The sequence below is a fragment of the Pseudomonas floridensis genome (assembly GCF_002087235.1).
Classification (GTDB): domain Bacteria; phylum Pseudomonadota; class Gammaproteobacteria; order Pseudomonadales; family Pseudomonadaceae; genus Aquipseudomonas; species Aquipseudomonas floridensis.
The window spans coordinates 1-837 of sequence record NZ_MUIO01000218.1 but is presented as its reverse complement, the minus strand read 5'-3'; the positions used below and the strand labels follow the sequence as shown (position 1 = coordinate 837).

The window sequence follows — 837 nt, the reverse complement described above, 5'->3', positions numbered from 1 at the left end:
GGTCTGGCGGTATCCGATTTCGATGTCATCGAGCTGAACGAAGCCTTCTCCAGCCAAGGCATCGCGGTGCTGCGTGAGCTGGGCCTCGCCGACGACGCGCCGCAGGTCAATCCCAACGGTGGCGCCATTGCACTGGGTCACCCGTTGGGCATGAGCGGCGCACGACTGGTGCTGACGGCACTGCATCATCTGGAAAAGACCGGCGGCCATAAAGGCCTGGCGACCATGTGTGTCGGCGTAGGGCAGGGGCTGGCGCTGGCGATAGAGCGCTGATCCCGACTGCATTCCCGTTTGTTCAGCAACCCGGATCGCTGGTCTGCCTCCACGAACAGGCAGCCCGGTGGTCCGGGTTGTTGTGCTTGGGGCGGTTGGGTGTTACAGAGTGTTTCTTACGGACAGCTCTGCTTGAGGATTGAGAAACAATGACGACAACATCAAAAGCACCGCACTACACCGGCGAGGAGCGCAGCAAAAGAATCTTCGCCATCGTGGGCGCGTCTTCCGGGAACCTGGTCGAATGGTTCGACTTTTATATCTATGCGTTCTGCGCGATCTACTTCGCGCCTGCTTTCTTTCCTTCCGATGACCCCACCGTTCAACTGCTCAATACCGCAGGCGTGTTCGCCGCCGGTTTTCTGATGCGTCCTATTGGCGGCTGGCTGTTTGGCCGGGTGGCCGACAAGCATGGTCGCAAGAACTCCATGCTGATCTCGGTGACCATGATGTGCGCCGGTTCGCTGATCATCGCCTGCTTGCCGACCTACGCCTCGATTGGCGCGTGGGCACCGGCGCTGCTGCTGATGGCGCGTCTGCTACAGGGCTTGTCGGTGGGCGGCG

The 837-nt window shown here is 60.8% G+C and carries 1 protein-coding gene and 1 pseudogene; both read left to right on the top strand.

Features of this window, described 5'->3' with window-relative positions:
* Positions 1–273, top strand: a pseudogene (locus BZK31_RS28375) (3-oxoadipyl-CoA thiolase); the annotation flags it as partial.
* A gap of 149 nt (positions 274–422) precedes the next feature.
* On the top strand, positions 423–837 hold a 415-nt coding region (locus BZK31_RS28370), incomplete at its 3' end, for an MFS transporter (RefSeq protein ID WP_157900828.1).